The 22,679-nt window shown below is 71.3% G+C and carries 18 protein-coding genes and 1 pseudogene; 2 read left to right on the top strand and 17 right to left on the bottom strand.

The window, feature by feature from the left end:
* Positions 1 to 45: 45 nt before the first annotated feature.
* The 4 genes from KZI27_RS09435 to dusB form a co-directional block, all read right to left on the bottom strand.
* Positions 46 to 1,677 carry an ABC transporter substrate-binding protein gene (locus tag KZI27_RS09435; protein WP_222660834.1) on the bottom strand — a complete coding sequence of 544 codons (1,632 nt, stop codon included), beginning with the start codon at positions 1,675 to 1,677 and terminating at the stop codon, positions 46 to 48.
* Between the two features lie 576 nt (positions 1,678 to 2,253).
* Positions 2,254 to 4,167 carry a DNA primase gene (gene dnaG / locus KZI27_RS09430; RefSeq protein ID WP_222660832.1) on the bottom strand — a complete coding sequence of 638 codons (1,914 nt, stop codon included), beginning with the start codon at positions 4,165 to 4,167 and terminating at the stop codon, positions 2,254 to 2,256.
* 113 nt (positions 4,168 to 4,280) lie between these two features.
* A complete protein-coding gene (locus tag KZI27_RS09425; RefSeq protein WP_222660830.1) occupies positions 4,281 to 5,594 on the bottom strand; it encodes a deoxyguanosinetriphosphate triphosphohydrolase in 1,314 nt (437 codons plus the stop codon).
* The gene (gene dusB / locus KZI27_RS09420; protein ID WP_222660828.1) at positions 5,591 to 6,745 is read right to left on the bottom strand and encodes a tRNA dihydrouridine synthase DusB; all 1,155 of its coding nucleotides are present in this window, start codon (positions 6,743 to 6,745) and stop codon (positions 5,591 to 5,593) included. Before dusB ends, KZI27_RS09425 begins: the two co-directional genes overlap by 4 nt.
* 47 nt (positions 6,746 to 6,792) lie before the next feature.
* Between dusB and KZI27_RS09415 the strand changes: the two genes are divergently transcribed.
* On the top strand, positions 6,793 to 7,278 hold the full coding sequence (locus tag KZI27_RS09415) for an aminoacyl-tRNA deacylase (RefSeq protein WP_222660826.1): 486 nt from the start codon (positions 6,793 to 6,795) through the stop codon (positions 7,276 to 7,278).
* A 134-nt stretch (positions 7,279 to 7,412) separates the two neighbouring features.
* Here KZI27_RS09415 and KZI27_RS09410 read toward each other — a convergent pair whose 3' ends face one another.
* The 4 genes from KZI27_RS09410 to KZI27_RS09395 all read right to left on the bottom strand — a co-directional run bounded on the left by KZI27_RS09410 (position 7,413) and on the right by KZI27_RS09395 (position 10,964).
* Positions 7,413 to 7,622: a hypothetical protein gene (locus KZI27_RS09410; RefSeq protein ID WP_222660824.1), complete on the bottom strand. Its 210-nt coding sequence runs from the start codon at positions 7,620 to 7,622 to the stop codon at positions 7,413 to 7,415.
* A gap of 5 nt (positions 7,623 to 7,627) precedes the next feature.
* Positions 7,628 to 8,362 carry a DsbA family protein gene (locus tag KZI27_RS09405; RefSeq protein WP_123312886.1) on the bottom strand — a complete coding sequence of 245 codons (735 nt, stop codon included), beginning with the start codon at positions 8,360 to 8,362 and terminating at the stop codon, positions 7,628 to 7,630.
* 53 nt (positions 8,363 to 8,415) lie between these two features.
* On the bottom strand, positions 8,416 to 9,801 hold the full coding sequence (locus tag KZI27_RS09400) for a glycine--tRNA ligase (protein WP_123312887.1): 1,386 nt from the start codon (positions 9,799 to 9,801) through the stop codon (positions 8,416 to 8,418).
* A 107-nt stretch (positions 9,802 to 9,908) separates the two neighbouring features.
* Positions 9,909 to 10,964 (bottom strand): aminotransferase class V-fold PLP-dependent enzyme, encoded by a 1,056-nt coding sequence (locus tag KZI27_RS09395; protein ID WP_222660822.1) that lies wholly within the window; start codon positions 10,962 to 10,964, stop codon positions 9,909 to 9,911.
* Positions 10,965 to 11,034: 70 nt separating this feature from the next.
* Between KZI27_RS09395 and KZI27_RS09390 the strand changes: the two genes are divergently transcribed.
* Complete coding sequence (locus tag KZI27_RS09390) at positions 11,035 to 12,009, top strand: LysR family transcriptional regulator (RefSeq protein WP_222660820.1); 975 nt, start codon at positions 11,035 to 11,037, stop codon at positions 12,007 to 12,009.
* A gap of 49 nt (positions 12,010 to 12,058) precedes the next feature.
* Here the strand turns inward: KZI27_RS09390 and KZI27_RS09385 are convergent, their stop codons facing one another.
* The 9 genes and pseudogenes from KZI27_RS09385 to KZI27_RS09345 form a co-directional block, all read right to left on the bottom strand.
* A complete protein-coding gene (locus KZI27_RS09385; protein ID WP_222660818.1) occupies positions 12,059 to 12,856 on the bottom strand; it encodes an isoprenyl transferase in 798 nt (265 codons plus the stop codon).
* 152 nt (positions 12,857 to 13,008) lie between these two features.
* Positions 13,009 to 13,731: pseudogene (gene recO / locus KZI27_RS09380) on the bottom strand (DNA repair protein RecO); the annotation flags it as partial.
* A gap of 194 nt (positions 13,732 to 13,925) precedes the next feature.
* Positions 13,926 to 15,701: a 2-isopropylmalate synthase gene (gene leuA / locus KZI27_RS09375; RefSeq protein ID WP_222660815.1), complete on the bottom strand. Its 1,776-nt coding sequence runs from the start codon at positions 15,699 to 15,701 to the stop codon at positions 13,926 to 13,928.
* A 444-nt stretch (positions 15,702 to 16,145) separates the two neighbouring features.
* Positions 16,146 to 17,546 (bottom strand): ABC transporter permease, encoded by a 1,401-nt coding sequence (locus tag KZI27_RS09370; RefSeq protein ID WP_222660813.1) that lies wholly within the window; start codon positions 17,544 to 17,546, stop codon positions 16,146 to 16,148.
* Positions 17,543 to 18,295, bottom strand: coding sequence for an ABC transporter ATP-binding protein (locus tag KZI27_RS09365; RefSeq protein WP_123312894.1), 753 nt, complete (start codon positions 18,293 to 18,295; stop codon positions 17,543 to 17,545). The genes KZI27_RS09370 and KZI27_RS09365 overlap by 4 nt, the downstream gene beginning before the upstream one ends.
* Positions 18,296 to 18,406: 111 nt before the next feature.
* On the bottom strand, positions 18,407 to 19,096 hold the full coding sequence (locus KZI27_RS09360; protein WP_222660811.1) for a response regulator: 690 nt from the start codon (positions 19,094 to 19,096) through the stop codon (positions 18,407 to 18,409).
* On the bottom strand, positions 19,093 to 20,355 hold the full coding sequence (locus KZI27_RS09355) for a sensor histidine kinase (protein WP_261784197.1): 1,263 nt from the start codon (positions 20,353 to 20,355) through the stop codon (positions 19,093 to 19,095). Before KZI27_RS09355 ends, KZI27_RS09360 begins: the two co-directional genes overlap by 4 nt.
* A 67-nt stretch (positions 20,356 to 20,422) precedes the next feature.
* Positions 20,423 to 21,361: a GTPase Era gene (era, locus tag KZI27_RS09350; RefSeq protein WP_123312896.1), complete on the bottom strand. Its 939-nt coding sequence runs from the start codon at positions 21,359 to 21,361 to the stop codon at positions 20,423 to 20,425.
* Positions 21,358 to 22,677 (bottom strand): hemolysin family protein, encoded by a 1,320-nt coding sequence (locus KZI27_RS09345; RefSeq protein WP_222660809.1) that lies wholly within the window; start codon positions 22,675 to 22,677, stop codon positions 21,358 to 21,360. Before KZI27_RS09345 ends, era begins: the two co-directional genes overlap by 4 nt.
* Positions 22,678 to 22,679: the final 2 nt, after the last annotated feature.

The following is a 22,679-nucleotide window of genomic DNA, read 5'->3' as shown; positions in this document are numbered from 1 at the left end:
GCGTTCCTCGTGGGAACGCCCGCGGCCTGCGCGAGGGGCGTGGTGCTACTTGCTGAGGGTGGCGTACCGGAACTTGAACGAGGCGTCGAGGGTCAGGCCCTTGACGTCCTTGCCGGCGACGGCGACGGACTTGCCCTGCAGCAGGGGCAGCGTCGAGATCTGCGATGCCTCGCGCTCCTGGGCCTGCTCGATCAGGTCGGCACGCTTGTCGGGGTCGGACTCCGCCTGCTCCTTCGCGATGAGGTCCTGGATGACCGAGTCGTCGTAGTGGTTCTGGACGAAGTTCTCCTTGGTGAAGAACGGCGACAGGTAGTTGTCGGCGTCGGAGAAGTCCGGGAACCAACCGAGCTGGTACTCCGGGTACGCGTCCTTCGTGCGCTCCTGCGCGTAGGTCGTGTAGACCGTCGACTGGATGTTGACGGTGAACAGCCCCGAGTCCTCGAGCTGCGTCTTGAGCAGCGCGTACTCGTCGTCCGAGGCCGAACCGTAGTGGTCGGGCGCGTACTGGATGTCGAGCTGCACCTTGCCGGAGACACCGGCGTCGGCGAGGGTCTTCTTCGCCTTGTCGACGTCGGGGCCGCCGTCGCCGTCGCCGTACATGTCCTTGAACGGCTGGACCGCACCGGTGAGGCCGTCCGGCACCATCGAGTACAGCGGCGTGAAGGTGTCGTTGTAGACCTCCTTCGCCAGGGCGGCGCGGTCGACCACGTCAGCGGCGGCCTGGCGCACGGCGAGGGCCTTCGCCTCGTCGGCGTCGTCCTGACCGGTGCCGAACGGCTGCGTCTTGAAGTTGAAGACCACGTAGCGGATCTCGCCGCCGGGGCCGTCGGTGACCTTGAGGTCGTCGTCCTTGCGCAGGTCCGAGATGTCGGTCGGCGTCAGCGAGCGGTACGCCACGTCGACGTCGCCCTTCTGCACGGCGAGCTTGAGGTCGGTCTCCTTCGTGAAGTAGTTGGCCGTCACCTCGTCGGTCTTCGCCTTGCCGAGCAGGCCGTCGTACTTCGGGTTCGTCTTGTACTGGACCAGCTGGTTCTCCTTGTAGGAGCTGATCTGGTACTGCCCGGCGAACGCCTTGCCCTTGACGATGTCGGCGGCGCTGGTGAGCTCCGTCGGGCTGAAGACGTCCTCGTCGACGATCGGACCGGCGGGGCTCGAGAGCACCTGCGGCCAGGTCTGGTCGGCGTGGTCGAGGTGGAACACCACGGTCGTGTCGTCCGGGGTGTCGATGCTCCTGAGGTTGGCCAGCAGCGACTGCGGACCGTTCTCGTTGTTGATCTTGAGCTCGCGGTCGAACGAGAACTTCACGTCGCTCGAGGTGAGCTTGTTGCCGTTCGCGAACTCGAGGCCGTCCTTGAGGGTGACCTCGTACGTGGTCGGGTCCGTGAACTCCGCCTTCGTCGCGATGTCCGGCTCGACGTCCGGGCTGCCGACGGGCGTGTTCATCAGGAACGGGAAGACCTGGTTCTGCACGGCGAAGGAGCCGTTGTCGTAGGAACCGGCCGGGTCGAGGGACGTGACCTTGTCCGTCGTCCCGATGCTCAGGCCGTTCAGCTCGGTGTCGCTCACGCTGCTGCTCGCGCAGCCGGTCAGCACCAGCGCCGTCGCTGCTGCTCCGGCGCCGAGCGCGATGCCGCGCCTGCCCCACGTGGCTGTGTGCTTCTTGAACACGGATGCCATGTTCGATGCCTCTCTTGAAGATGGGTGCAAGTGTCCTGACCGGCGGGTGGAACGTCTGTGTGCCCGGCCAGGAACGCTCATTGGTATCACCCTGTCACGGAACAGATCGAACCGGGAGCGATTTGTTTACACCGCTGTAATGCACGCACCCGTCGCGTGATGCATCATTCGTGCGCATCGACCCGGCGCGCCGCACACGAAAGTTGCGCCGTGCAACGCGCCGCCCGAGCGCCGCCTCCGGCAGCCGAGGTTCCGAAATCTCGGCATCTCGACGCTCGTTCGGCCCGGCATCGGAACCTCGGCGGAGCGCACGCGGCGTGTTGTGGAACCTCGGCATGCCGACCGGGAGGCCCGTCACACCTCCGCAGCGGCCGTCACCTCGCCGACGTGGTCGCGCCGCACGGCCTCAGTCACGTCGTGCGGTCACGTCGCCTCGGCAATCGTGCCCGCCGAGGTTCCACAAACGGCCGCTCGAGTGCGGCCAGATGTGCAGATTTCGGAACCTGGACGAACCGCACACGGTCGGGCACCCGGACACCCAGGCGCTCTGGCGGGCTCGGGCGGGCGGCTCGGGGGCTAGGACGCCTCGGCGTCGGCGCGCAACCGCATCCGCTGCGCGTCGATGTCCACGAGCTGCCGCTGGATCTCGGCGCGACGCTCGGCTTGCTCGTGCGGGTCCGCGCGCTGCAGCTGTCCGAGCAGCGAGGCCTTGCGGGCGAGCAGGTCCCGCTCGACCAGGGCGACGACGATGCTCCGGCAGTACGCGGCGAGGTCCTCGGCGTTCCGCGCGGGGATCGGCGCGAGGGCCAGTTCGTGCGTCAGGGTGCGCAGCGGCGTCGGCACGTCGGCGAGCAACCGGTCGAGCCAGTCCCCCGCCCCGATGACGTCGACGTTGGCGACCACCGCGTCCCGCACGACGGCGAGCATCGGTGCCGAGAACGTTGCGGACGCGGCGAGCCCGAGCAACGGCGCCCCGACGGAGGTCGGCTGCTGCACCATCGCCATCACGGCGTCGCGCTCCATGCGGCTGATCGGGTCGTTCGGTAGCGAGCGGATCCCGGCGACGGGCTCCTCGACCACACCGGCCCCGTCGGTGGCGTGACCGGCGCGACCGTCGCGCCCCGGGCCTCCTGACCGATCGTCCGTCGACCCCGCGCGCCGACGCGCGGTCTCGACCGCTCGGCGGACCTCGGGCATGTCCATCCCGAGCCACCCGGCGAGCTCACGGACGTAGCCCTGGGTGAGCGATCGGTCGCGGATGCCGGCGAGCACGGGGGCGGCTGCGCGGAGTGCACCGACGCGACCCTCGACCGTCTCGAGGTCGTGGCCCTCCAACGTGCGGCGGATCATGAACTCGAACATCGGACGCTTGTTGGTGATGAGGCGGCGGATGGCGTCGTCACCGCGGGCGAGGCGGAGATCGCACGGGTCGAGGCCGCCGGGCGCCACGGCGACGAAGGTCTGCGCGGCGAACCGCTGCTCCTCGGCGAAGGCGCGAGAGGCGGCTCGCTGCCCGGCCTCGTCCGGGTCGAACGTGAAGACGACCTCGCCGTTGGCGTTCGGGTCGGCCCCGGCCAGGTCGCCGAGCATCGGGCGCAGCACCTTGATGTGGTCGACGCCGAACGAGGTGCCGCACGTGGCGACCGCGGTGGTGATGCCGGCGACGTGGCAGGCCATGACGTCGGTGTAGCCCTCGACGATCACGACCTGCTTCTGCTTCGAGATGTCGCGGCGGGCCAGGTCGAGCCCGTAGAGCACCTGGCTCTTGTGGTAGATCGGGGTCTCGGGCGTGTTGAGGTACTTCGGGCCCTTGTCGTCGTCGAGCAGGCGCCGGGCACCGAACCCGATCGTCGCCCCGGTGACGTCGCGGATGGGCCACATCAGGCGCCCGCGGAACCGGTCGTACGGCGACCGGTCGCCCTGGCTGACGAGCCCGGCCGAGGTGAGTTCCTCGAGGGTGAAGCCCCGACCGCGCAGGTGGTCCTTGAGCATGTCGTACGACTTCGGCGCGAAGCCGACACCGAAGTGCTGCGCCGCCGAGGGGTCGAACCCGCGCTCCCCCAGGAACCGCCGTGCGGGGTCGGCCGCGGCGGTGGTGAGCTGCGCCGTGTAGTACTCGAGCGCGGCTTCGTTGGCGGCGATCAACCGGGCGCGGGTGTTGTAGTCGGTGCGCGGCCCGTCGCCCTCTTCGTAGTGCAGGGTGAAGCCGATCTTCGCGGCCATGCGCTCGACGGCCTCGGCGAAGGTGGTGTGGTCCTGCGCCATGATGAAGCTGAAGACGTCGCCGTCCTCACCGCAGCCGAAGCAGTGGTACCGGCCCACCTGGGGCCGGACGTGGAACGACGGGGAGCGTTCGTCATGGAAGGGGCAGAGCCCCTTCATCGAGCCGACGCCCGCGTTCTTCAGCGTGACGTAGTCGCCGACGACGTCGGCGATGTTGACACGCGAGCGGACCTCGTCGATGTCGTTCCGCGCGATCCTGCCAGCCACCCTCTGATCCTAGTTCGTGGCACCGACCTCGGCCGACCGCGGCCCCGAGATGTGGACGAGCCACCGACGCCCCCGCTCACACCGGGACGTGGACGAGCCACCGACGCCCCCGCTCACACCGGGATGTGGACCGCTTCCCGCTCGCCGACCACCAACCGCCGGTGCCAGGCGATCGCGCCCTGGTCCGTCAACCTGGCGACCTGGTCGACCACGGCACGGAGTCGTCCGTCGTCGTCGGTCGCCGCACGCCAGTCGGCCGCGAAGCCGGGTTCGAGGTCCGACGGCCCGGACGCGGCCAGGGCATCGAGCAGCTCCGTCAGGATCCGCCGCTGGTCCTCGTACACGGGCTGCCGGTCGCCCTGGGTCATCACGAACGCCGCGACGATGCCCTTGAGCACCGCGATCTCCCCGATGATCTCGGGCGGTGTCACGACCGAGGCCGCGAACCGGACGAGGGACCCGGAGGCGTAGGACTCGCGTGTCGCGGCCGTCGCCGTCCGCGCGAAGCGTCCGATCAGCTGCGAGGTCAGGTTCTTGAGGTGCGCCGCGTCGCGGCGGGAGCCGTCGTACGAGGTCATCCAGAGCGGCAGCGCCCGGAGGCGGTCGAACGCCTCGAGTAGTTCCTCGCGGCTCAGGTCGTCGCCCACCCACGCGTGCATCGCGGTGACGATGTCGTTCTCGCCGACGCGGTCACCGAGGGCCGCGACGTCGATGAACCCGGCGACGACGGCGTCCTCGAAGTCGTGCACCGAGTAGGCGATGTCGTCCGACAGGTCCATGACCTGCGCCTCGATGCACCGCTGGCGCCGGGGCGCCCCGGCGCGGAGCCACTCGAAGGCATCGTGGTCGTCGTCGTAGAAGCCGAACTTGGTCCGGCCCGATGACGACTCGGAGACGCCCTGCGCCGCTGGCCACGGGTACTTGCAGCTGGCGTCGAGCGAGGCCCGGGTCAGGTTCAGCCCGAACGGACGGTCCCCGCCCCCGGCAGCGCCGGCGTCGGCGCCCGGCCGCAGCCCGTAGACCTTCGGTTCGAGCCGGGTGAGCAGCCGCAGCGTCTGCGCGTTGCCCTCGAAGCCACCGATGCCGGCGGCCCAGGCGTTGACGGCGGTCTCGCCGTTGTGACCGAACGGCGGGTGGCCGATGTCGTGCGCCAGGCACGCGGTGTCCACGACGTCGGGGTCGAGGCCGAGCGAGTCCGCGAGTTCACGACCGACCTGCGCCACCTCGAGCGAGTGCGTCAGGCGGTTCCGGGCGAAGTCGAGTCCGGTCGTCGGGCTGAGCACCTGGGTCTTGGCGGCGAGGCGTCGGAGCGCGCTCGAGTGCAGCAGCCGTGCGCGGTCGCGGGCGAAGTCCGACCTGCGGTTGCCGTGCTCTTCCGGCAGCCAGCGCTCGGCGTCGGCCGGACCGTACGAGGCGGTGGCGCTCATCCGCCGCTGTGGTGCAGCTCGGCGGCGGCGAGGACCTTGCGGAACTCGCTGTCGACGTCGCGGGACTCGAGCCAGCGGTCGGGCAGGGCGGTGCGCTTCGGGTTGCCGGAGCGGCCGCGGGGCCCCTCGGCGTCGGCCCCGGGGTACGGCGCGTCGTGGTCGAGCTGCCCGAGCAGGTCGTCGATCTCCTGCAGGCTCGACGCCATCGCGAGGCCGGACCGCACGTCGCTGCCGATCGGGTACCCCTTGAAGTACCAGGCCACGTGCTTGCGGACGTCGCGGCAGCCGTGCTCTTCGGACCCGAAGAACTCGACGAGCAGTTCGGCGTGCCGGCGGAAGCCGTCCGCGACCTCGCCGAGCGACGGCATGTACCGCAGCCCCTCGCCGCGGAACGCCGCTGCCAGGTCGCCGAACAGCCACGGACGCCCGAGGCACCCGCGCCCGACGACGACGCCGTCGGCGCCGGTCTCGTCGACCATCCGCAGCGCGTCGGCCGCGGACCAGATGTCCCCGTTGCCGAGGATCGGGATGTCCGTGACGGCTTCCTTCAGCGTCGCGATCGCGGACCAGTCGGCGTGACCGGAGTAGTGCTCGTTCGCCGTGCGCGCGTGCAGCGAGACCGCGGCGACGCCGGCGTCCCGCGCGATGCGTGCGGCGTCCAGGTAGGTGAGGTGGTCCTCGTCGATGCCCTTGCGCATCTTCACGGTGACGGGCACGTCGCCCGCCGCGCGGACGGTCTTCGTGACGAGTTCGCGGAACAGCTCGAGCTTCCAGGGCAGTGCCGCGCCGCCGCCCTTGCGCGTGACCTTGGGCACCGGGCAGCCGAAGTTCAGGTCGATGTGGTCGGCGCGGTCCTCGCCCACCAGGATCGATGCCGCCTCGGCCACGGTGTTCGGCTCGACGCCGTACAGCTGGATCGACCGCGGGGTCTCGGACTCGTGGTGCTGGATGAGCTGCATCGACACGGGGGTGCGTTCGACCAGCGCGCGCGAGGTGATCATCTCGCACACGTAGAGACCGGCGCCGTACTCGCGGCAGAGCCGGCGGTACGCCATGTTCGTGATGCCCGCCATCGGCGCGAGCACGACCGGCACGTCGACCTCGATCGGGCCGATGCGCAGAGGGCGTGCTGGGGCTTGTGTGATCGTCATACCTGCTCCATCCTCCCACGTCGGTGCCCGGCGGTAGCGTTCTCCACATGACGATCGACGCCAGCACCCGGTTCGACACCGACGCAGCGGCCCGCGGCCTCACGGTCGAGGTCGTCGAACGCCCCGCTGCGGACTCCCTGCAGCAGGCCGCCGAGCTGCTCGGCATCGATCCCGGCGACATCGTCAAGACGCTCGTCGTGAAGCGCCACGACGGCGGCTTCCTGCTCGCGCTCGTGCCGGGCGGTCGGAGCATCGCGTGGAAGAAGCTCCGCACCGTGGTCGGCGTGAACAAGCTCTCGATGCCCGACGCGGCGACCGCGCTCCAGGCGTCCGGCTACGAACGCGGCACCATCACCCCCATCGGAGCGACCGGTGCCCTGCCCGTCTACGCCGACGAACGGATCGTCGGTCGACGGGTCGCCCTCGGCGCCGGTCGCCACGGAGCGAGCGCCTTCGTCGACGCCGACGACCTCGTCGCCGCGTACGGTGCGACGGTCGCCGACATCACCGACGAGGAACCGCAGCGCGACTGATCGCGTCGGCAGCAGCGCGACGCGCGACCGACGGATTGCGCCCCCGTGCGGTCGTCGCGCCCCGCAGAGTCGGGGCGCGACGACCGCACCGGGGCGCGGGACCAGCAGCGCGCGACGCGCGACTGACCGAGCGGTCAGTCCGGCACCTCGGACCAGTCACCCTCGGCGCCGGCGAACGAGCCGGCGTCGATCAGGCACGCATCGCCTTCGCAGACCGGCGCCCCGCCGGGCGTGACGAGCGTCAGCAGGGTGGGGCGCGCCTCCAGGCCGGTGAGCGCGTCCGGCACGGACGGCACGGACGTCACGGCCTGGAGGCGCACCGCGCCCTGGTCGCTGATGGTCATGTCCGTCATCGGGTCGCCGCCACGTCGGCGCTCGCGTCGTCCGCAGCGCGTTCGGTCGCCGAGGCGACCTCGTCCGGAGTCGTCCCGCGCAGCGCGACGACCTGCGTCAGCACCTGCTCGAACGCGGCCGGGTCCTGCGCGCCGGAGACCCCGTACTTGCCGTCGATGACGAAGAAGGGAACGCCGTTGATGCCGAAGGCCTGCGCCTGGGCCTGGTCGGCGCGGACGGCGGCGAGCTGTGCGTCGTCGCGGAGCGTCGCGAGGACCTCGTCGCGGTCGAGCCCGATCTCGGCGGCCAGGTCCGCCAGCGTCGCCTCGTCGCCGACGTGTTCACCGCGTTCGAAGTAGGCGGTGAACAGGCGCTCGACCATGTCGAGCTGCTTGCCGTGCTGCTTGGCGAGGTGGATGACCTGGTGCGCCTTCACCGTGTTGGTGTGGTGCATCGCCTCGAAGTCGTAGTCGAGCCCGACGCTCGCGGCGATGCCGGTGACCTGGTCGAGCATCTGCTGCGCCTGCTCGACGGGCATGCCCTTGTGGTTCGACAGGAACTCGGCCTCGGTGCCCTCGAAGTCGACGGGGGTGTCGGGGCTCAGCTCGAAGGAGTGGTACTCGACCTCGACCGGCAGGGAGTCCGACGAGGCGCCGAAGGCGGCCACGCCGGCCTCGAACTTGCGCTTGCCGATGTAGCACCAGGGGCAGGCGATGTCCGACCAGACATCGACCTTCACGGAGTCGTTCATGCTGACACCAACGCACGGCGTGCGCGCGCATTCCCACCCTTGGCGGCGAACCCCTACGCGCCGAGCAAGCGCTGCGCCAGGTAGCCCTGCAGCTGGTCCAACGCCACCCGCTCCTGCGCCATCGTGTCGCGCTCGCGCACGGTCACGGCCTTGTCCTCGAGCGTGTCGAAGTCGACCGTGATGCAGAACGGCGTGCCGATCTCGTCGTGGCGACGGTAGCGGCGGCCGATCGCGCCGGCGTCGTCGAAGTCCACGTTCCAGTTCTTGCGCAGGTCGTCTGCCAGGCCACGGGCGACGGGCGAGAGCTGCTCGTTGCGCGACAGCGGCAGCACCGCGGCCTTGACGGGCGCCAGGCGCGGGTCGAGGCGCAGCACGGTGCGCTTGTCGACGCCGCCCTTCGCGTTCGGGGCTTCGTCCTCGTGGTACGAGTCGAGCAGGAACGCCATGAGCGCACGGGTCAGGCCGAACGACGGCTCGATGACGTACGGCACGTACTTCTCGTTGGCGGCCTGGTCGAAGAAGCGCAGGTCTTGGCCGGACGACTCGATGTGGTTGTTGAGGTCGAAGTCGGTGCGGTTCGCGACGCCCATGAGCTCGCCCCACTCCGAACCGGTGAAGCCGAAGCGGTACTCGATGTCGGCGGTGGCGTCCGAGTAGTGCGCCCGCTCGCCGTCCGGCACGTCGAAGCGCCGGAGGTTCTCCGGGTCGATGCCGAGGTCGGTGTAGAACGCGACGGAGTCGGCGATCCACTGCTCGTAGTGCTCGCCCGCCTCGGCCGGCGGCACGAAGTACTCGATCTCCATCTGCTCGAACTCGCGGGTGCGGAAGATGAAGTTGCCGGGCGTGATCTCGTTGCGGAACGCCTTGCCGACCTGGCCGATGCCGAACGGGGGCTTCATGCGGCTGGTCGTGACGACCTGCGCGAAGTCGACGAAGATGCCCTGCGCGGTCTCGGGGCGCAAGAAGTTCAGGCCCTCCTCCGACTCGACCGGGCCGAGGTAGGTCTTGAGCATGCCGGAGAACTCGCGGGGCTCGGTCCACTCGCCGCGGGTACCGCAGTTCGGGCAGGCGATCTCGGCCATGCCGCCCTCGGGGTCGCGGCCCTTCTTCGCCACGAACGCCTCGGTCAGGTGGTCCGCACGGAACCGGTGGTGGCAGTGCAGGCACTCGACCAGCGGGTCGGTGAAGGTCGCGACGTGGCCGGAGGCCTCCCACACCTTGCGGGGCAGGATGACGGCCGAGTCCAGGCCGACCATGTCCCCGCGGCCGCGGACGAACCGCTGCCACCACTGGCGCTTGATGTTCTCCTTGAGCTCCACACCGAGGGGCCCGTAGTCCCACGCGGAGCGGGAGCCTCCGTAGATCTCACCCGACTGGAAGACGAAGCCGCGGCGCTTGGCCAGGGCGATGACGCTGTCGAGACGGGAGGGCTGTGCCAAAGGGTGCTCCAGAGGTCGCCGAGCTGGGTGCTCGGTGCGGAAACGGTCCGGGCAAGACTACCGGCGTTCGTCGGCCGGGAGGCCCGCCCCGCGTCCGCCGTCCGCGCTCACCTTCCCGACGCGCCCGGCCCCACCCCGCCCAGCGCGGCCACGACGTCGGTCACGTCCGCCTCGTCGTTCCACAGGTGGAACGCGATCCGCAGTCGCCCGGCACGTCCGGAGGCGGTGAGCCCCGCGGCGGTGAGGGCACGGAGGGCCGACCCGTCGGCGTCCGCGAACGTGACGATCGCCTGCCCGTCGCCCTGCCGAGGCGACCCGAGGGCGTCGCACAGCCGATCTGCGAGACCGGTGGCGTGCCTCCAGACCGCCTGCTGGTCGAGCGCGACCGCGTGCTCGAGCGCGGCCACGGCACCGGGCCACGCCTGCCAGGCCGGCGAGACGTCGAAGCGACGGGCGTCGTCGGCCAGGTGCATCACGGGTCCGTAGCACGACGACCACACGTCCTCCCCCGCGTACCAGCCGGCCTGCACGGGGCGGAGCCGGCCGAGGGCGGTGTCGGAGAGTGTCATGAAGGCGACGCCGCGCGGCGCGCAGAGCCACTTGTAGGCGTGCGTGAGCGTCACGTCGAACGGCGCCGCGTCGACGGGCAGGACCCCGGCGGCCTGCGTGAGGTCGCACAGGGTCAGGGCGCCGACGCGGCGGGCCGCAGCCACGACCGGGTCGGGGTCGGTGACCGCGCCCGTGGCGGACTGCACCGCGGACCACGCGACGAGGGCCGTGTCGGGCCCGACGGACGCGGCGAGCCGGTCGAGCGGGACGCTCCGGACCCGGACGCCGCGGTGTACCTGGGCGAGGAACGGGAACACGACCGAGCTGAAGTCGCCGTCGGGGACGACCACCTCGGCACCGTCCGGCAGCGCGTCGGCGACGACCGCGGCCATCACCGATGTCTGCGAGCCGGTCGCGACGCGGGACGCCGGGACCCCGACGAGCTCCGCGAAGAGCGAGCGTCCCTGTTCGACCAGTGCCCCGTAGCGGGCCGGCGACGTCTCGGCGCGGGACCACGCGTCGAGGTCGGCGCGCTGGGCCGCGAGGGTGCCGTGGGTCGGCAGACCGGCGGTGCACGCCGCGAGGTAGCCGCGGCCGGCGGGGAAGGAGTCCATGCGGACAGCGTCCCGGCTCGCTCCCCATCACACCAGTGCCGGTTCGTTGTGCCACCGATAACATCACGTGATGGACGAGATCGATCCCCAGTTGCTCCGGGTGCTGCGCGCCGTGGCCGACGGCGGGTCGATCACCCGTGCCGCCGCAGCGCTCGGGTCGAGCCAGCCGGCGGTCAGCCAATTGCTCGCCCGGGCCGAGCGGCGACTCGGGCACACCCTGGTGCTGCGGTCCGGGCAGGACGGTCGCGGCGGGCGCGGTGCGACGCTGACGGACGCCGGCCGGGTGCTCGCGGACCACGCCCTGCACGTGCAGGCAGCACTGACCGCCGCGCGCGAGGACCTCGACGCCGTCGGGGGCCTGTCCCGCGGTCGGGTGCGCCTCGCCGGGTTCCCGAGCGCTTCCTCCGCCCTCGTGCCCGCCGTGCTCGCACGGCTGGCGGCGACGGCTCCCGGCGTGACGACCTCCTACGTGGAGGTCGAACCGCCCGAAGCACACGACCTGCTGCGGAGCGGCGAGGTCGACGTCGCCCTCACGTTCACCTACGTCGGCGACGAGGTCGGAGCCACCCCGGACCCCGGGCTCGTCACCCGGGCGCTGGGGCGCGACCCGCTCGCGCTGGTGACGCCGGTCGGGGCAGGCCGACCGGGAGGCCCGGGGTCCGTCCGCCCCGCCGGCCCAGCTGCCGTGGACCTGGCGGCACACCGCGATGCCCGCTGGATCGGCGGCTGCCCGCGGTGCCGGGGGCACCTCCTCGCCTCGTGCGCCACCGCCGGGTTCACGCCGGACATCGTGCTCGAGACCGACAACGCGGCGGCGGTCGTGGGGCTCGTCGCCGCCGGACTCGGGGTGGCGTTGCTGCCCCGGCTGGCACTCGCCACGACGGTGATCCCCGCCGAGGTCCGGGTCGATCCCGTCGACGACGACCTGGCTCGACGCGTCGAGGTCGTCGTGGCGCGCGGGGCCGAGCGCGTCCCCAGCGTGCTGGCCGCCCTGGACGCCGTGCGGTCGGCGGCGCACCTGCTCGACGGGCCGCTGCCGGGCTGAGGAGCCGGGCTGCGCGGCCCGGGTCGGGCTGGGCTGGGCTCGGCTGGGGCTACGCCGTCGGGGCGTCGACCGCGCCGCCGTAGCGCCGGTCGCGGCGTGCGTACTCCTCGATCGCACCCCACAGGTCGGTGCGGCGGAAGTCCGGCCACAGGCGGTCGAGGAACACCATCTCGGCGTACGCCGACTGCCAGAGCAGGAAGTTGCTCGTGCGCTGCTCCCCTGAACTGCGGAGGAACAGGTCGACGTCGGGCATCTCGGGCACGTACAGCCGCTTCGCCAGGGCCTTCTCGGTGACCTGGCTCGGCTTGAGGCGTCCGGCGGCGACCTCTTCGGCCATCCCCCGCACGGCGTCGACGATCTCGTTCCGGCCGCCGTAGTTGACGCACATCGTCAGGGTCAGCACGTCGTTGCCGGCGGTCATCTGCTCGGCGCGGTCGAGTTCGTCGATGACGCTCCGCCACAACCGCGGACGCCGACCGGCCCACCGCACCTTGACGCCCCACTCGTTGAGCTGGTCGCGCCGTCGGCGGATGACGTCGCGGTTGAAGCCCATCAGGAACCGGACCTCTTCCGGGGACCGCTTCCAGTTCTCGGTCGAGAACGCGTACGCCGAGATGTGCTTGACGCCGATCTGGATGCCGCCGGCGACGACGTCCAGCAGCGAGGCCTCACCCGCCTTGTGCCCCTCGATCCGGGTGAGCCCTCGGCCGTTCGCCCACCGGCCGTTGCCGTCCATCACGATGGCCACGTGGTCCGGCACGAACCGGGCCGGGATCGCCGGGGGCGTCTGGCCCGTCCAGTCGATCGGGCGGAACGGCTCGGCGTCGTCGGGGCGGCGGGGGCTCATGCGGTGGGGGTTCCTTCGGCGGCGGGATCGAGGTCGGGGTCGGCGGGGTCCGGGACGGAGGGCGCCGGGGTGGAGGGCGCCGGGGTGGAGGCGACCGCACGGGCCGTCGCCTCGGGCCCGTCGTGGGTCAGCGGCACCGGCAGCGGATGCTCCGACCGGTCGACGTGCGGCAGGGACCGGAGCGATCGTTCCAGGTGCCACTGGGCGTAGGCCGCGACCACGCCGGAGGCGCGTGACCGCGTGCGCTCGTCGGTGGCGTCGACGCTCGCCCAGTCGCCGGCGAGCAGCGAGCCGAGTACCCCGAGGGTCGCCGGGTCGAGCCGCGGCGTGCCGGGAGGCGCAGCGCGATCGGCGACCACGCCGCCGAGCTGCACGACGAAGGCCGAGTGCGGCCCGGGCTCCCCGGTGACCGCACAGTCGCCGAACGAGGGCGCCCACCCTGCGATGCTCATCGCGCGGAGCAGGTAGGAGTCGAGCGTGGCGCTGGAGTGGTGCTCACCGCGGGACAACGACCGCAGCGCACCGACGAGCAACAGGTACTGCTGCAGGCCGGCGTCGGCCTCGCTCAGGCGGTCGGCGGTCTCGACCATCGCGCTGGCAGCCGTGTACGCGCCGTAGTCGGCGACGATCTGCGCACCGTAGGCGCCGAGCGACTCAGCCTGCGTGACGATGTCGAGCGAGCGCCCCTCGTAGAACTGGGCGTCGACGACCATGAACGGCTCGAGGCGGCTACCGAACTTCGACGCGGTCCGCCGCACGCCCTTGGCCACCGCTCGGATCTTGCCGTGCTGCCGACTGAGCATGGTGACGATGCGGTCGGCTTCACCGAGCTTGTGGGTGCGCAACACGACGCACTCGTCCCGGTACAGCGGCATGCCCCCAGTATCCCCCGCCCCGCCGACACCGCGCCGCGCGGGGCTGGGCACGCGCGGGGCTGGGCACGCGCGGGGCGGGTCGTGCGCGGGCGCGGGGCGTACTCGGCGGAATCGGGCGTACCTGGTCGAAAGAAACGCCCAGGTACGCCCGATCCGACGTGCCATCGCGCGTGACGGGGGAAGTACCGCGCGTGTCAGGCGGAGACGAGCTCCGGCGAGTCGGCGCCGGTCGCGGCTCCCGCGCGGACCGCACGGTTGACCGCGGAGACGATCGCCTTGAGCGACGCCGTCGAGATGTCAGCGTCGATGCCGACGCCCCACAGGCGCACGCCGTCGACGTCGAGCTCGACGTAGGACGCCGCCTTCGCGTCACCGGAGGCGCTCATCGTGTGCTCCGAGTAGTCGTACAGCGTGACCTGGACGCCCTGCGCGGCGAGGACCTTGAGGAACGCGTCGATCGGACCGGTACCCACGGCGTCGGCGGTGACGGATCCCTCGTCGACGCGGAGCGCGACCGACAGCGAGGTCGTGCCGTCGAAGTCGCTCGACGTCGCCGTCTTCGTGAGCTCGTAGCGACCCCACTTGTCGTCGTCGGTCGGTGCAGGCAGGTACTCGTCCTGGAACACGTCCCAGATGCGCTGCGAGGAGAACTCGCCGCCCTCGGTGTCGGTGTGCCGCTGCACGACGCCGGAGAACTCGATCTGCAGCTTGCGGGGCAGGTCCAGGGCGTGGTCCGTCTTGAGCAGGTAGGCGACGCCGCCCTTGCCGGACTGCGAGTTGACACGGATGACGGCCTCGTACGACCGGCCGATGTCCTTCGGGTCGACGGGCAGGTACGGCACCGCCCACTCGATCTCGTCGATGTCCTTGCCCGCCGCGGCCGCCTTGGCCTTCATCGCCTCGAAGCCCTTGTTGATGGCGTCCTGGTGCGAGCCACTGAACGCCGTGTAGACGAGGTCGCCCGCCCACGGCTGACGCTCCGGCACCGGCAGCTGGTTGCAGTACTCGACGGTGCGCTTCACCTGGTCGATGTCCGCGAACGAGATCTCCGGGTCGATGCCCTGCGTGAACAGGTTCATGCCCAGCGCGACGAGGTCGACGTTGCCGGTGCGCTCACCGTTGCCGAACAGGCAGCCCTCGATGCGGTCCGCGCCGGCCATGTAGCCGAGCTCCGCGGCGGCGACGGCGGTGCCACGGTCGTTGTGCGGGTGCAGCGACAGGATGACGTCCTGACGGTGGGCCAGGTTGCGCGACATCCACTCGATCGAGTCGGCGTAGACGTTCGGCGTCGCCATCTCGACGGTCGCCGGCAGGTTGATGATGACCTTGCGGTCAGGGGTCGGCTCGAAGACCTCGAGCACGGCGTTGCAGATCTCCAGTGCGACCTCGAGCTCGGTGCCCGTGTAGGACTCCGGCGAGTACTCGTAGTAGACCGTCGTGTCGTGCTGGAGCGTCGCCTCAGCCGCCTTGCACAGCTTCGCGCCGGCGACCGCGATGTCGACCACACCCTGCACGTCGGTGCGGAAGACGACCTCGCGCTGCACGATGCTCGTCGAGTTGTACAGGTGGACGATGGCCTGCCTCGCGCCGTCGATCGCCTCGTACGTGCGCTGGATGAGGTGCTCGCGCGCCTGGGTCAGCACCTGGATCGTGACGTCGTCGGGGATCGCGCCCTCGTCGATCAGCGACCGGACGAAGTCGAAGTCGGTCTGCGAGGCACTCGGGAACCCGACCTCGATCTCCTTGTAGCCCATGCCGACGAGCAGGTCGAACATCGCGCGCTTGCGCTCGGCGTCCATCGGGTCGATGAGGGCCTGGTTGCCGTCACGCAGGTCGACAGCGCACCAGCGCGGCGCCTTGTCGATGCGCTTCATCGGCCAGGTGCGGTCGGGCAGGTCGACCGAGATCTGTTCGTGGAAGGGGACGTACTTGTGGATCGGCATCCCGGAGGGCTGCTGCGTGTTCTGCATCGTTCGTCGCTTTCGTGTGCTCTGGGTGAGGGCGGCCACGACGGACTCCGCGACGAGGTGGGCCGGTGTGTCAGGCCTCGTCGCGGCAGCGAAGGAGGAGGAGTGCCGAGTACATCGGGTCCACGGTAGCACCGGCCGCGGCTCGTGTGACAGCGAGGGGCGTTCGAGTGGTCACGACATGCCGTCGGCCGGACGCCGAGGTTCCACGAACCGTCGCCGGCGGCCGTCCGGAGTCCAAGATCGTGGAACCTCGGCGAACGCGAGCGGCGTGGCGCGAGCGGCGTGGCGGGAGCGGCGTGGCGGGGCGGCGTGGCGGGAGCGGCGTGGCGGGGCGGCGTGGCGGGAGCGGCCGGGGCGGCGGAGGCACGGGACGACGGACCGGAGGCACGGTGCCAGCTGGCACCGTGCCTCCCGTCCGCCGCGTGGCCCGACCACGGCCGCTCGTCAGTCGACCGCGAGCGCTTCGGTCGGGGGGACGCGCATCGCGCGCCGCACCGGCGCGATCGTCGCGACGACCGCGAGCACGAGCGCCCCGACGACGACGATCCCGATGGTGAGCGGCGGCAGCACGGGCGTGACCGGGGTGCCCAGCGATCCGAGCAGCGTCTGCCCGCCGACCCAGCCATAGAAGGTGCCGAGCACGAGCCCGGAGACGACGGCCGCGACGACCATCTGCACGGCCTCGGTCACGATCATCCGGCGGACCTGCGCCCCGGTGAGTCCGAGGACCCGCAGCAGCCCGAGCTCACGGCGACGCTGCAGGACCCCGAGTGCGAGCGCGTTCACGACCCCGACGGCGGCGATCACGGCGGAGAACCCGACGATGACACTGACGACGGCGTTCAGCTGCACGAAGAAGTCGCGCTGCGCCTGCACCATCTCGGTCGTCATCTGGCCCTGCCCCAGGTCCTCGAGCTGGGCCTCGAGCACGTGCTGCATGATGCCGAGCGCGACCGCGAAGGTGACGAGCAGGGTGACGCCGATCACGAGCCCGATCGTCGCCCGCGAGGACCGACCCGGCGCACGCATGGCGTTGCGGCCGGCGAGCAGGACGACGGGGTCGTGCGAGCCGATGCGGCCGATGAGCTGCAGGACGGGCGGCATCACGATCGTCGCCCCGACCGCGACGCCCGCGAAGGACACGAACCCGCCGAGTGCCGCCGGCAGCACCGCGATGGGCGAGCCCGCGCTGACCGCGAGCCCGATGAGCATGAGCGCCGCGCCGCCGGCCATGAGCACGATGGCCCAGACCTTGCGGGCGGTGCCGGAGCGGACGTCGTCGTGGCTCGGTTCGACGCTCGACGACAGCGCCTCGAGCGGGGTGACGGTCAGCACCCGGCGGGAGCCCGCGGCGAAGGCTCCCCAGGTCGCCAGGACGACCGCGACGACCGGCAGCACGAGTTCCCACGGCAGGAGCGTGTAGTCGGTGTCGGGCAGGAAGCCGTTGCCGCGCAGGACGACGACGAACACCGCGGACAGTCCGGTGCCGACGACGGCGCCGATCAGCCCGCCGAGTACCCCGACGACCAGGCCGGTCCGGGTGATCCGGGCACGGAGGGTCGCACCCGTGGCACCGACGAGACGCTGCAGCGCGATGATCCGGGTCTGCCCGGCGATGAGGGTCGCGCAGGTGTTGGCGGTGACGATCGCGCCGACGTACAGCGCGATCCCGAGGAACAGCCAACCGACGACGGACAGGATCGCTTTGACCGGCCCGAGGTCGGCGAGCCCGACGGCGCCGAGCGCCTCGGTCACGATGCCCGGGGCGATGACGAGTGCTGAGCCGAACGTCGTGCCGAGCGCCGCGACCAGCACGGTCGGGGCGAAGGAGCGGACGCCGTTCACGCTGCCGCCTCCATCCCCAGCATCGTGGTGGAGATCGCGCCGGCGTCCATCGCCGGGCGGTCGGCGACGACCCGGCCGTCGGCGAGGAACAGGATCCGGTCGGCGTTGGCGGCGGCGACGGGGTCGTGGGTCACCATGACGACGCTCTGACCCCACTCCTGCACGGCGCCGCGCAGGATCGCGAGGACGTCACGGCCGGTGCGCGAGTCGAGGGCACCGGTCGGCTCGTCGGCGACGACGACTGCCGGCCGCGAGGCGAGCGCCCGGGCGATGGCGACGCGCTGCTGCTGCCCACCCGACAGCTGGTGCGGCCGGTGCGACAGCCGGTTGCCGAGTCCGAGCTGGTCGACCAACCGGTCGATCCACGCGCTCTCGTCCTTCGACGGCTTGTGCCCGCCGAGCAGGAACGGCAGCCGGATGTTCTCGCTGACGTCGAGCGTCGGTACCAGGTTGAACGACTGGAACACGAACCCGAGCCGGCGGCGACGGAGCTCGGTCAGGTCCTTGTCGCCGAGCCCGGTGATGTCGACGCCGTCGATCTGGATGCGGCCGGCGGACACCGCGTCGAGGCCGGCGGCAACGTGCATGAGGGTCGACTTGCCGGACCCGGACGGCCCCATCACGGCGGTGAACTCCCCCGCGCCGATGTCGACGCTGACGTCGTCGAGCGCTGTGACCCGGCGCGCGGCGTCGCCGTAGTGCTTGGACACGTGGTCGAGTCGGATGATCGGAGCGTGGCTGGTGGTCATGCACCAACGATGACGGCCGGGAGGCCCGGCCCGCGTCCGTCGGGCGGCTCCTGTGGATGCACCGCTCGGCTCGACTTCCTGTGGACGGGTCATCCGATCGGATGACGTCCGTCAGTCGGCCTTGCCCACCAGTCCGTGCTCGTGGGCGAACACGACGAGGCGCACGCGGTCGCGGAGTCCGAGCTTCGTCAGGACCCGCGAGATGTGGGTCTTCACGGTCGCCTCGCTGACGTACTCGTGCTGCGCGATCTCGCTGTTGCTGAAGCCGCGGGCCGCCAGGTCGAAGATCTCGCGCTCACGCGGTGTCAGGTCGTCGAACGTCGCCGGCACGGTCGCGGCCTGCTCGACCGAGTCGTCGTACCGACGCAGGAGCTCCCGCGTCGCCGAGGCCGCGAAGACCGCGGTGCCGGCGTGCACGGTCCGCACGGCGGCGAGCAGGAACTCCGGGTCGGCGTCCTTCAGCACGAAGCCGCTCGCCCCGGCGCGGATGGCCTTCGCCGCGGCCTCGTCGAAGTCGAACGTGGTCAGGACGAGCACCTTGGCGCCGTCGGTCCCGGCCTGCTCGACGATGTGCGAGGTCGCCGTGATGCCGTCCATCACGGGCATGCGGACGTCCATCAGGACGACGTCCGGGCGGGCGCGGCGGACGAGCTCGACGCCCTCGGCGCCGTCGCCCGCCTCGCCGACGAACTGCAGGTCGGGTTGGGAGCCGATGAGCATCCGGATGCCCGTGCGGAAGAGTGCCTGGTCGTCGACGAGGGCGACGCGGATCCGGCCGTCGGCCGGCGGGGTGGTGGTCATCGGGCGGTGCGCTCCTGCTCGGTCGGGCTGGCGGTCGGGCCGGCGATCGGGGTGACACGGCCGCGGGGCATCTGTCCGCTGGCGGGGACCGCGGGCATCCGGACCGAGACCTCGAAGTCCGGTCCGCGAACCCCTGCGGTCATCGTGCCGCCGGTCATGGTCGCACGCTCGCGCATCCCGACGAGGCCGTGTCCGGTGCCGGGACCCCGCGTGCCGTCGTCCGCGCGGCGGTTCACGACCGCGATCTCGACGGTGTCCGGTCGGTAGGTCAGCGATGCGTGCACCGGGGTCCCCGGTTCACCGTGCTTGTACGCGTTCGTCAGGCTCTCCTGGACGATCCGGTACACCGCGAGCTGCGTCGTGGTGGGGAGACCGGCAGGGTCGCCCTCGCGCTCGACCCGGACGTCGAGGCCGACCTGCCGCATCTCGCCGATGAGCCGGTCGATGTCGTCGATCTCGGGTGTCGGAACGGTCCCCTGCTCGTGCCGCAGCGCACCCAGGAGCTCGCGGACGTCGCCGAGCGCACGGCGGGCGGTCGTCGAGATGGTGCCGAGCGCCTGGTCGGCGACGGCGGGGTCGGCCTTCAGCGCGTAGCGGGCGCCGTCCGCCTGGGCGATGACGACCGCGAGCGAGTGCGCGACGATGTCGTGCATGTCGCGGGCGATCCGCACACGTTCCTGTTCGACGGCGACGGCGCGGTCGGCGCGGGCGGCGTCGCGCTCGGCGAGCAGCTGGGCCTCGCGGCTCATGCTCGCCGACCGGCGGGTGCGCAGGACGAGGCCCGCCAACCACGGCAGCAGCAGGAGGAGCAGGACGACGGCGAAGTACGAGACCGTGACCTGCAGCGACTCCTGGAACGGGGTCGAGGCGGTCTCGATCGTCAGGCGGTTCCGGTAGTCGTCGACGCCGATGTAGAGCGCCGCGGTGACGGACCCGACGATGGCGGAGACGAGTCCCGCCAGCCGGACCCGTCGGCTGCCGTAGGCACTCGTGGTGTAGAGCACCGCCGCGATGAACACGTTCGACAGGTCGGGCATCTGGCCCGTCACCATCTCGAAGACCGCGAACACCCACGCGACCGCCAGGGCGAGTCCCGGTGACAGCCGTCGGAGCGCCAGCGCGGCGGTCATGCCGACGACGGTGACGACCGCGAGCGGGGTGTCCATCCCCCGGGCCGAGGTGATCAGCACGAGCGAGCCGAGCACGACGGCGATGACGACGTCGGTGATGACCTGCGCGCGCAGCATGGGACGGAACACGCGTCCACGGTACGGCGCTCGGGTCACCGGCGCGTCCCTCGCGTGGATGACACCCGGCGCCAGGACCTCAGAACCCGAGGCGTCCGAGCTGCTTCGGGTCACGTTGCCACTCCTTGGCGACCTTCACGCGGATGTTGAGGTACACGTGCCGACCGCCGAGCAGCGACTCGATCTCGACGCGGGCACGGGAGCCGACGTCCTTCAGGCGCTCGCCCTTGTGGCCGATGACGATCGCCTTCTGGCTGTCGCGCTCGACGAACAGGTTCGCGAAGATGCGCAGCGGACCGTCGGCGTCGTCGTCCTCGTCGGGCTCGACGATGTCCTCGATCACGACCGCGAGCGAGTGCGGCAGTTCGTCGCGGACGCCCTCGAGCGCGGCTTCGCGGATGAGTTCGCTGATGCGTTCCTCGTCGGTCTCCTCGGTCACGGCGGACGAGTCGTAGAGCTGGGGCGACTCCGGCAGCAGCGAGGTGATCTCGCCGAGGAGGTCCTCGAGCTGCAGGCCCTTCGTGCCCGACGTCGGGATGATCGAGTCCCAGTCACGGAGCCTCGAGACGGCCAGCAGCTGCTCCCCGACCTTGTCCTTCGAGGTGCGGTCGATCTTCGTGACGATCGCGACCTTCTTGGCCCGCGGGTACTGGTCGAGGGTGTCGTTGATGAAGCGGTCGCCCGGGCCGATCGGCTCGTTGGCGGGGACGCAGAACCCGATGACGTCGACGTCGCCGAGCGTGGACTGCACGAGGTCGTTGAGCCGCTCGCCGAGCAGGGTGCGCGGACGGTGCACGCCCGGGGTGTCGACGATGATGACCTGGCCGTCGGGACGGTGCACGATGCCGCGGATCGCACGCCGGGTGGTCTGCGGCTTCGACGAGGTGATCGCGACCTTCTGGCCCACCAGCGCGTTCGTCAACGTCGACTTGCCGACGTTCGGGCGCCCGACGAACGAGACGAAGCCCGCACGGTACGGCGTGCCCGAGGCGGTGGGGGTGGAGTCGGAGTCGGTCATGCGTGCGTGGTTCCCGTCGTGGTGGTGGCGTCGTCGAAGGCGTCCTCGACACCCGCGAGGGCATCGGTGCGCTCGGCGAGCACGGTGATGAGGTGGCGGCGCTTGCCCTCGACCCGGTCGGCCGTCAGGACGACGCCGGACACCGTGACGGTGTCGCCGGAGATCGCCAGGTGGCCGAGCTCCTTGGTGAGCAGGCCGCCCGCGGTGTCGACGTCGTCGTCGTCGAGCTCGATCCCGAACAGGTCGCCGAGCTCGTCGACGGGCAGCCGGGCGGAGATCCGCCAGATGCCGGGCTCGACCTCGACCCGGTCGACCACCGCGCGGTCGTACTCGTCGGAGATGTCCCCGACGAGTTCCTCGATGAGGTCCTCCATCGTGACGAGACCGGCGACGCCGCCGTACTCGTCGACGACCAGGACCAGGTGGTTCTTCGCGACCTGCATGTGCCGCAGGGTGTCGTCGGCGGCCTTCGACTCCGGCACGAACTCGGCCGGACGCAGCAGGCGCGTGACCCGCTCGCTGCCGGACCCCGGACGCTCGTACAGCGCCCGCGACACGTCGCGCAGGTACAGCACACCGAGCACGTCGTCGCTGTCCTTGCCGGTGACGGGCATGCGGGACACCCCGGCAGCCAGGAACTGCTCCATGCCGGCGGCGAGCGTGTCCGAGCCGTCGACGGTCAGCATGTCGGTGCGCGGCACCATCACCTCGCGCACGAGGGTGTCGCTGAACTCGAAGACCGAGTGGATGAGCTCGCGGTCCTCGTCCTCGAGCACGTTGCTCTCGGTGGCCTCGTCGACGAGGGACAGCAGTTGCTCTTCGCTCGACACCGTCGAGGCACTCCGGCCACGGCCCGGGGTCACGCGGTCGCCGATGCGGACGAGCAGACCGGCGAGCGGACCGAGCACGATCCGGACGGCACGGACCAGCCCGCCGGTGGACGCCAGCAGTCGCTCGGCGTGCGCCCGTCCGACGCTGCGCGGACTCGACCCGACGAGCACGAAGGACACGGCCGTCATGATGGCGGCGGAGACGATGAGCGCCACCCACCAGCTGTCGAACGCCCGCACCAGGGCGATCGTGACGAGCACGGCCGCGGCGGTCTCGGCGAGGACCCGGAAGAAGTTGAGCGCGTTGACGTGCGCACCGACGTCGTCCGCGATCGCCTCGAGCGCGCGACGCCGCTTGTTGCCGCGGGCGATCTCGTCGAGGTCGGCACGGGACACCACGGAGAGTGCGGCGTCGCTCGCGGCGAGGAGTCCGCCGAGCACGACGAGCCCCAGCGCCACCGCGAGCAGGCCGACGACGACGAGCATCG

It is taken from the genome of Curtobacterium sp. TC1 (genome assembly GCF_019844075.1).
Classification (GTDB): domain Bacteria; phylum Actinomycetota; class Actinomycetes; order Actinomycetales; family Microbacteriaceae; genus Curtobacterium.
This window is presented reverse-complemented; position numbering and strand designations above follow the sequence as displayed.